This window comes from Candidatus Korarchaeota archaeon NZ13-K, assembly GCA_003344655.1.
GTDB lineage: Archaea > Korarchaeota > Korarchaeia > Korarchaeales > Korarchaeaceae > Korarchaeum.
This window is the reverse complement of the sequence record MAIU01000012.1, coordinates 20,447-27,220: the sequence shown is the minus strand read 5'-3', so window position 1 is coordinate 27,220 and position 6,774 is coordinate 20,447. Positions and strand designations below refer to the sequence as shown.

General features: G+C 55.9%; 8 protein-coding genes and 2 tRNA genes. 4 read left to right on the top strand and 6 right to left on the bottom strand.

The window, feature by feature from the left end; genetic code table 11:
• A partial coding sequence (locus tag BA066_02810) for an ATP-binding protein (protein RDD53782.1) occupies positions 1 to 1,131 on the top strand: 1,131 nt, incomplete at its 5' end.
• On the opposite strand, the gene BA066_02805 is transcribed toward BA066_02810, so the two are convergent.
• On the bottom strand, positions 1,120 to 1,653 hold the full coding sequence (locus BA066_02805; GenBank protein ID RDD53781.1) for a hypothetical protein: 534 nt from the start codon (positions 1,651 to 1,653) through the stop codon (positions 1,120 to 1,122). The genes BA066_02810 and BA066_02805 overlap by 12 nt on opposite strands.
• Positions 1,654 to 1,705: 52 nt before the next feature.
• Here BA066_02805 and BA066_02800 point away from each other — a divergent pair.
• Positions 1,706 to 1,780, top strand: a tRNA-Glu gene (locus BA066_02800).
• 225 nt (positions 1,781 to 2,005) lie between these two features.
• Here BA066_02800 and BA066_02795 read toward each other — a convergent pair.
• The 3 genes from BA066_02795 to BA066_02785 are packed head-to-tail and all read right to left on the bottom strand — an operon-like array spanning position 2,006 to position 4,060.
• Positions 2,006 to 2,386: a hypothetical protein gene (locus BA066_02795; protein RDD53780.1), complete on the bottom strand. Its 381-nt coding sequence runs from the start codon at positions 2,384 to 2,386 to the stop codon at positions 2,006 to 2,008.
• Positions 2,387 to 2,392: 6 nt separating this feature from the next.
• A complete protein-coding gene (pyrH, locus tag BA066_02790) occupies positions 2,393 to 3,064 on the bottom strand; it encodes a UMP kinase (protein ID RDD53779.1) in 672 nt (223 codons plus the stop codon).
• Between the two features lie 18 nt (positions 3,065 to 3,082).
• A complete protein-coding gene (locus BA066_02785; GenBank protein RDD53778.1) occupies positions 3,083 to 4,060 on the bottom strand; it encodes a 4-demethylwyosine synthase TYW1 in 978 nt (325 codons plus the stop codon).
• A 38-nt stretch (positions 4,061 to 4,098) separates the two neighbouring features.
• Between BA066_02785 and BA066_02780 the strand changes: the two genes are divergently transcribed.
• Together BA066_02780 and BA066_02775 are read left to right on the top strand one after the other, a co-directional pair.
• Positions 4,099 to 4,725, top strand: coding sequence for a hypothetical protein (locus tag BA066_02780; GenBank protein ID RDD53777.1), 627 nt, complete (start codon positions 4,099 to 4,101; stop codon positions 4,723 to 4,725).
• The gene (locus BA066_02775) at positions 4,715 to 5,377 is read left to right on the top strand and encodes a DUF120 domain-containing protein (GenBank protein ID RDD53776.1); all 663 of its coding nucleotides are present in this window, start codon (positions 4,715 to 4,717) and stop codon (positions 5,375 to 5,377) included. Before BA066_02780 ends, BA066_02775 begins: the two co-directional genes overlap by 11 nt.
• A gap of 46 nt (positions 5,378 to 5,423) precedes the next feature.
• Here BA066_02775 and BA066_02770 read toward each other — a convergent pair.
• Positions 5,424 to 5,499: transfer RNA gene (locus BA066_02770), tRNA-Val, on the bottom strand.
• A 163-nt stretch (positions 5,500 to 5,662) separates the two neighbouring features.
• Positions 5,663 to 6,754, bottom strand: coding sequence for a radical SAM protein (locus BA066_02765; protein RDD53775.1), 1,092 nt, complete (start codon positions 6,752 to 6,754; stop codon positions 5,663 to 5,665).
• Between the last annotated feature and the right edge of the window lie 20 nt (positions 6,755 to 6,774).

Genomic DNA, 6,774 nt, shown 5'->3' with positions numbered 1-6,774 from the left:
GAGCTGGGGAAGGAGGTCAGGGGAGGCGAGCTCCTGATAGAGCTGGGGGAGAGGAGGGGGAAGATCATAGGGATGAGCCCAGAGGATCTGACGAGGCACGTGCTGGTGGCTGGTCAGACGGGATCCGGCAAGACGACCACCGTGAAGAGGATAGTCTATGAGGCTTGGAACATGGGGATACCGTCCCTGATAATGGACTCCCACTGGGAGTACAGAAACCTCGCGTTCCAGCTCGGCGGCAGGGTGTACTTCAACAGGCCCGGATATCCCCAGATATGCGTAAACCCCCTGGTCTCGATACCGAAGGGTGAGAAGGAGGTCTTCCTGGTGGCGGAGACACTATCCGCCCTCCTAGATCTCACACCATCCCAGTTCTACCTCCTCCTGAAGGCTCTCAGGAGGTTGAGCGACCTCTCCAGCGAGAAGAACCCTCCGAACATGCTGGATCTCATGCTGGAGGTCAAGGGAATGGTGCCGAGCTCCCAGCCGGAGGAGGAGAGCAGGGCGTCCCTGGTGAGGAAGCTGGAGCCCCTAATATCGGGAGGCGAGAGCCTCTTCTCCTGCGATAACATACTATCAACGGGATTCGAGGAAAATCTGACACTTTTGGAGCTTGGAGATATCGAGAGCGACCTTCAAAAACAGCTGATATCCTTCTTCATCCTGAAAAGGGTGAAGGATCGCTTCGTGAGGGAGGAGACGAAATCGAAGTTCCCCAGACTTATAATAGTGATGGAGGAGGCTGAGAAGCTCATACCACGCTACAAGGATGCCATAGGATCGGAGTTGATAAACAGGTTGTTCGCGGAGCTCAGGAAGTTCGGGGTCTCCCTGGTTCTGGTGTCCCAGGGCCTATCGGAGATACCCGAGGGAGTTGTCAGGAACACCGGGGTGAAGATCCTGCACAGAATGGACTCCCAAAGCGACCTCAGGATAATAAAGCCTTCTCACGGCGGGAGCAACGTCTTGGAGAGGGTAACCGCGCTGATGCCCGGTGAATGCGTCCTCATGCTCCCTTACGATGTTGAGGTGCTCCAGGTGAGGCCCGTGGACGAGATACCTTTGAGCAGGGAGAGGATAGATGAGATCATCAGGACTAATACATTTTACTGGATTCAGTCACATCTTTGATATTTCATCCAGGATTGATAGGAAATCTTGGGTCCAGTTGAACCTCCTAGGGGCTCCTCCGCTCAGGACGTGATCGAGCTCATCCTCCAGGGAACCCTCGCATCCATCCACCTCCACTATCCTCCCCTCATCAGCCAGCTCCATCGCATCGAAGACAGGACCGTCTATGGCCTCATATTCCACGTTCTCCCTTATCTTCCTCGGGCCGTACCCCCTCTCCCTAAGCCTTACTAGGAGAAGGGAGGGCCTGCACCGGACGACTACGACGAGGGAGACCCTCTCCTTGGGAATCGCGTAGGGGGTTATCGTCTCCAGAACCAGGCAGGGGACCTCCTCTAGCACCTTCGACAGATACCCCCTGACCTTATCCTCATCAATCACGTAGGAATCCCTTTCGGGATCCCTCTCAAGGATGTACCCTCTTTCCAGCGCCAGCTGGCCCACATTCAAGTATTCGCATCCCAGTCTCTCGGAGAGAGCCATGGCTACGGCTGTCTTACCCGACCCGGGTGCGCCCAGCACCACTATCGCGCCGGCGCTAAGGTTTATATTTCTCAAGAGATCATCTCCCCCGGCTCCGGTGGTGTAGCCCGGTCAAGCATAGGGGCCTCTCGAGCCCCAGACCCGGGTTCAAATCCCGGCCGGAGCATCAACTTATAATTTTTCAGGGCATGAAATCATCCCGAGCTCATGTGGAACCCGAGTGGGAACCCCCTTAACCCTTGAACCTCACCGGTCATCGACGCCGCGCCTGTGGATGGGAGGCACTCTCCCCGGGGCTCAATGGGATCACAAAAGCTTCTCGAAGTCTGAAAAGGAACTGGAAGCATGAAGGGTGACCAAAAATCCAGGCGGCATGTCGCTCCAGCTTTCCCTAATAGGGAAGTTTACCGAAGAGCGTGACAACGGGATCGAATGACGCCAGTGAGACGAGGGCCACCCAGATGAGGTAGGCGACCACCGCGGCGAATATCAATCGGATAGGCTGCTTATTGTAGGCCGGTATCAGAAGGAATAGCGCCTGTATCAGGACTAAGGTGAGGTAGAAGTTACTCAGTATCACGTCGAGCGGCTGCATCCAGACTATCATCACCCAGACACCCAGCTCAGCTATGAAGAGTGATATCGGGAACGTGAATATAGCGAGGAGAGTGCCGTAAAAGGCCTCCTCTAGCGTCGCCTTTATGGATGGTGAGATGACCCTCCTTCTCCTCCTGACGGCTGTTGGCCTCCTCCAGCTCCTTCCCGATAGCACCCCAATTCACCTCACTAGGCTCCCCACTTTCCTGCCCTCCAGCAGGCTCATGAGGGCGCTCGGATCATCAGCACTTAAAATTATTGTCCTTATCGACGATCTCCTCAGCACTTTTATCGATGTTACGTCAAGAAGCTCATACTTCCCGGGATCGTATGATTTCCCCATAACGATCCTCTCCAGCTCATCGTAGCTCAGCTCCTCTATCCTCCTAGCCGATGGGTTGACCCTCGGATCCTCCTCGTAAATGCCATCGACACCGGTCATCTTCACGAGGGTGTCGAATCCGAGCCTCTCAGCCATTATTGCAGCCACAGTATCTGTGGAGTATCCAGGATGAATCCCGCCGGACACGGGTATCTTGCGCATGGCGACCGCCAGAGCGGCCTCCTCATAACTCTCCACGACCTTGGGGTAGGCTAGATCTCCCAGGGCCGATATCATGAGCAGGGCGTGAAGCCTGGTCACAAGTATTCCGGCATAGTCCTGCATGTACTTGCTCCCTCCCGCCCTGCTCACTGCCTCTATGTATCTCCTGGCGACATCGCTTCCTCCCGTCACCACAGCGATGCTGAGGTTGTTCCTGAGTTCCCTGATCATCTCAGCCACTTCGAGCGGTCTCCTGGGGCCCTCATCGAGTATCCCCTCGAAGACCCTCCCTCCCAGTAGAAGGACCATTCCCCTCAAGGGATCACCTCAGTAGAACCTAATGGCCCTCTCCAACCTCGACAGAAGCACTATGCCGCTCTCCTCAGACTCGTCCAGCACGTTATAGCCCGTGAGCGCGGCCAGCCTCAGGGCGAACTCCTTGACCTCATGGTGCCAAGGCATGTTCTCCTTGGAGAGCCTTCTCCTCGAGTAGCCCACCCATTCATATGCTTTGGGCTCGACGTAAGTCGGTTGGTACCTCTCCACCAGCTTGGAGAAGCCCTCCAGAGTCTTATCATCCATGTTGAAACCCTTTATCAGCGGTATCCTCATCACCGTCGGACAGGAAAGGGATTGGAGGAGCTCTAGCGTCCTGAGAAGCCTGCTCCAGGCGTCGGGCCAGAGCGGTCTGGTTATTTCAGCATACAACCTCTCGAAGGGGGCCGGAACCGTTACGTAGAGTTGGGTGGGCTCCTTCTCCATACCCTCTATCCTCTCGGGGAGCGTCCCGTTCGTGACTATGAAGGTGGTCATCCCCCTCTTGGAGAAGGCCTCCACTAGCCCTCCTATCCTGGGGTAGAGCATAGGCTCCCCCGTGAGGGAGATCGCTGCGTGCTTCGGCTCCTCCGCCTCCATCACCCAATCCCTCCTGAAGACCTTCACGCCCTTGTAACCCTGGATCAGCATCCTCTGGATCCTTATGCTCTCCTCAACTATCTCCTCAGGATCGTCCCACGTCCCCTCCGGCACCTCCACCCACCTGCTGCGGGAGGGGACATCGCTAGCGTTGAGCCTCCAGCAGTAGCTGCACTGCAGGTTGCAGAAGGAGGCCGTGGGGCTCATCTGGATGCATCTCCAAGTGGGAATTCCGAAGAATTTGTTCTTATAGCAGGTTCTCCCCTCCATAATCGACTTCCTGAACCAGTAGCATGGCTTCAGGGCCGAATGGTTAAGTATGAACTTGTATCCCTGCTTCTCCATTAGCCTCCTGACATGACTCGGCGTGGTCACTAGGGCACTCAACATCTTTATCCTAGAGCATATCGTGTGTGAGCCGGATAAAAATGGTTAGGGTTCCGGAGGATCAGCTGGATCGCGCGATCAGGGAGATGGAGGAGTTAGATGATCTGAGGGAGGAGGCCCTGAGGAGGTCCAGGAGGTGGCTCTCGGTGGCCAGGTCCTCCATAATCAGCGCTAGGAGGATGAATTGCCTGGAAGATGTGGAGAGAGGACTCCTAGAGATCCTGGGAGAGGTGAAAAGGTTCATGGAGGAGGCAATGTCCAGGCTTGGATCATCAAGCTGCCTGATCAGGCCGATCATACAGGACTCCTTGCAGGAGATAGTGGAGGGCATAGTGCTCTGCAGGCTCCTGGCGGGGAAGAGGGTACCGGATCACGCAGAACTGGGGGTAGGGGCTAGGGAGTATTTATTGGGGGTGAGCGATGCCATAGGGGAGCTGAGGAGGATCGCCCTGGAGTGCATGAGGGAAGGGAATGTGGAGATGGCCGAGGGACTGGTGAGCCTGATGGAGGGAATCTATGAGAGGATTGGGTCCGCTTCCTTCCCAGATTCCCTCATACCACTGAGGAAAAAGGCCGATGAGGCTAGGATATTGATAGAGAGGACGTTATCGGAACTCTTGTTCGTTAAGGCGGGTAGGGGGAGCAGGATTGGAAGTGATGAAGGCTGATCCATCGGTGACTCATCTCATAATCTCACTGGCATTGCTGGGTGGTGCCAAGAAACCCGTGAGAGCTAAGGATCTGAGCAGGCTAATGAACGCATCGAGGGCCACCCTGTCCAGGTGGGTCTCGAGGGCCGAGGAGCTGGGCTTCGTTAGATCGGCCACTTCCAAGAAGAGTCAGTACGTGATGCTATCTGAGAAGTCCCTGGAGCTGCTTAGATCGATAAGGGAGTCCATAGAGGGCATAGAGTGGGGGGAGAAGGTGGTCATGGGTGAGGTCTTCTCCGGGATGGGGGAGGGAGCGTATTACATGTCCAGGAAGGGTTACCTGCGCGGCTTCATGGAAGTGGTGGGATGCAGGCCCTTCCCGGGAACCCTCAACCTCAGGCTGGGTCACGAGGACGCCTGGAAGGTGGTCGAGTGGAGGAGGAAGGTCGTGCCCAAGGTGATCCCGGGTTTCTATGAGGAGGGAAGGACCTTCGGAGAGGTGGAGGTTTATCCAGTCACCATCAACGGCGAAATAAATGCATTCTCCGTGTTCCCCAGGAGGAGACACTATGGATATGATGTCCTCGAGTTGGTTCATGAGGAGAATCTGAGGGAGAAGATGGGGCTCAGGGATGGGGAAGTGGTCGCGGTCACACTGAAGAGCTGGTGATCCGGCGTTCGATCATTAAGCGCCTGAGTTCCGGAACGACCCGTGTTGGTGGGCCGGGTGGGACTCGAACCCACGACCTCCGCCGTGTGAGGGCGGCGTCATAGCCTCTAGACCACCGGCCCCCGTGGTGTGACCACCTCAAGTTTTAACCTTTGCGTCTCCCGCGCGTGGGTTGATCGGGTGCCGGGATCAACGGAGTCAGCTCACAGCTTGAAGTATCGGGGATCGGAAGTGATGAAGAGATACTAAAATCCCAAAATTCCCGAAGCTTATAAGCAGGAATGCTCACCTGAACAGGCCCCCAACTATTGAGTCGCTGGGGCATTGCGTGACTCCCCTGTAGTAGGGGCAGAATGAGCAGGAGGGTGAGTTGCCCCAACAATCGTAGAGGTTGCTCTCCGATATCTGGCACCCGTCCCAGGCCGGGCAGTCATTGCATGATGGATACTGGGAGAGCCTCACCATTGATCTGAAAGTAACGTAGCTCTCTGAGAACCAGATGTCCTTGAGAGACCTCTCCCTTAGGTTACCGAAGCTTATCTGGCTGACGCTAACCTCCTTACCGTCCACCCAGGCCCTGTAGCTGTGGAGGGTGAAGAGGCATGGAACGACCTCCCCATCGTAGGTGACGGCGAATGAATCCCTCTCTATGAAGGGACACCACCTCTCACCTCTGTAGTGGAATGAGGGAGTCACAAGCTTCATATTGCTTCCGGTGGCCACGATCCATGCTTCTCTGATGACATCCGACACGTGATCCACCTCGGCCCTCCCGTAGAGCCTCTCCTCCTCCATCTCCCTGCTCGTCGGTATTATGTTGGAGAGGAGTATGCCCCTGACGCCGAGCTCTGAGGCCCACTTGACGAGGGAGGGGAGCCCTTGATAGGTGCTCCTCATCAGGACAGTGGACAACCAGATCCTGGCACCCTCCTGAGAGAGCTCCCTTATTCTCTCCTCCAAGCCTCCCAGTTGGAAGCCCCTCATCACTTGATACGTCTCAGAAATAACGGACTCCACGCTCACGAATATGTTGGACAGCATCCTAGCCACACCTCTGACCTTCTCACGCATCAGTGTTCCGTTGGTGACCAGATTGACCTCGAAGCTCTCTGCAGCCATCCTGACGAACTGTTCAAAGTTGGGGTGCAGTGTAGGCTCCCCGAATCCATCCAGCCATATGCTCCTCACACCCAATTCCCTGAGATCATTCATGATCCTCCTGAAGAGATCCGGGCTCATGAATCCGGACTCGGGACTCCAGCTCCTCCTGTAGCAGAAGGAGCAGCTCAGGTTGCACTCGCTGGTTAGCTCCAAGTGAGCCTCCTTTGGCGGTTGCAGGTCCGGGATGAAGAGGCCTCCTCTGACCCTAACGATCATAGCAAGTACTTCCACATCAG